The organism is Thermomonas sp., from assembly GCF_035369645.1.
Classification (GTDB): domain Bacteria; phylum Pseudomonadota; class Gammaproteobacteria; order Xanthomonadales; family Xanthomonadaceae; genus Thermomonas.
Genome location: NZ_DAOOUM010000017.1, coordinates 16,939 through 18,849 on the forward strand (window position 1 = coordinate 16,939; position 1,911 = coordinate 18,849).

Genomic DNA, 1,911 nt, shown 5'->3' on the forward strand with positions numbered 1-1,911 from the left:
AGCACGATGGCCAAAGCGCAGATCCACAGCACGCGTGGCTCGATCAAGCTGGCCCGGCGCGGCATGCGTGCGGCTTCCAGACTCACCCCCAGCCCGGGGGCCAGCGGCAGCGCTTGATTGGACGATTCCTCACGCAGCCGCGCGTGTTCGGGGTGCTCAGGGGGGGGTGATGTCATAGGGAAATGCGGGCAGAGCAGCGGGCGCGAAGGCTACATCACGCATCGCCAAGATCAGGTGAAGATGCGTGCGTCACGTGCGTGCAGCTGACCGTATTGCGGGCGTATTGTGCAGTAGTCACGCGCCATCCATCGGAGCACCACGACATGCACACGGTTTTCGCCACCCACAGTGTTGACAACCAGCCGCCGCCGTTCGGCACGCATAATCTCTGGGACGACGATGCCGCGCTGCGCGAAGCCGTCTTCCGCGAAGGTGGCGAAGCGTTTTCCAGCCGCCTTGCCGAGTACGGCGCACTTGCCGGTGGCCGCTTGTTGTACCTGGCCGACGATGCCCACCGCGATCGTCCGCGACTGCTCGCCTATGACGCCTATGGACGCAGGCAGGACCGGGTCGAATTTCATCCGGCCTATCACGAGGTCATGGGTGCCGCGATCCAGCACGGTGTCGCAGGATTGTCGTGGGCACAGCCTGGCCCCGGTGCGCACGTTGCGCGTGCGGCGCTCAGCTTTTTGCACTATCAAGCGGAACCCGGCAGTAGTTGCCCGCTGACCATGACCCACGCGGCGGTGCCGGTGTTGCAGCAAGTGCCTGCGCTGCGTGAATGGGCGGACAAAGCCGCCGCGCCGTATTACGACGCCCGCTGCGTGTCGATCACGCACAAGCAAGGCATCACCCTCGGCATGGGCATGACCGAAAAACAGGGCGGCAGCGACGTGCGCAGCAACAGCACGCGCGCCACGCCATTGGCGGCGGATGGCGAATACACGCTGATCGGGCATAAATGGTTTTTCTCGGCGCCGATGTCCGATGGTTTTCTGGTGTTAGCGCAGGCACCTGCGGGCGTGACCTGTTTCTTGCTGCCGCGCTGGCAACCCGACGGCCATGTCAATGCGCTTCGCATCTTGCGATTGAAAGACAAGCAAGGCGATTGGTCGAACGCCTCGAGTGAGGTCGAATTCGAAAACGCATGGGCCTTTCGCATCGGTGACGAAGGCCGCGGTGTCGCCACCATTCTGCAAATGGTGATGTTCACCCGTCTCGATTGCATGCTGGGTTCGGCGGGTTTGATGCGCATGGCCGTGCGGCGCGTGCTGCACCATATTGGCCACCGCAGCGCATTTGGCAAACGCCTGATCGAACAACCATTGATGCGCAACGTGGTGGCAGATCTGGTGCTGGAATCCGAAGCTGCCACCGCCTTGGCATTGCGTGTGGCCGGTGCGGTGGATCGCGCCGCGGATGACCCGCACGCGGCCGCACTGGCGCGGGTGGCCACTGCCATCGGCAAATTCTGGGTGTGCAAGCGCGCATCCACAGTCGCCGCTGAAGCGCAGGAATGTTTCGGCGGGATCGGTTATATCGAGGAGTCGCAGATGCCCAGATTGTTTCGGCAATCACCGCTCAACGCGATCTGGGAAGGTTGCAGCAATATCCAGTGCCTCGATGTACTGCGTGCGTTGTCACGCGAGCCTGAAACCCTGCACGCATTGCGTACCGAGTTGGAACAGGCGAAGGGCATGGATGCGCATTTCGATGCCGCCTTCGAAACCGGTATGGCGATGCTGGCCGAACCGGTGGATCCAGCCGATGCACGCCGCCTCGTCGAACGCCTGGCATTGCTGCTGCAAGGCGCAACCCTGCTGCGTGCAAACAATCCGCTGGCAACCCACTGGTGCGTCAGCCGTTTGGCAGCAGCGCATTCGGCCAGCTTTGGCACGCTGGCATCCAAGG

The 1,911-nt window shown here is 62.9% G+C and carries 1 protein-coding gene; it reads left to right on the plus strand.

All coding sequences use genetic code 11. The annotated features are described in order from the left end of the window. Nucleotides 1–323: 323 nt before the first annotated feature. The coding region (locus PK789_RS04980; protein WP_324307444.1) for an acyl-CoA dehydrogenase family protein at nucleotides 324–1,911 on the plus strand (1,588 nt) is incomplete at its 3' end.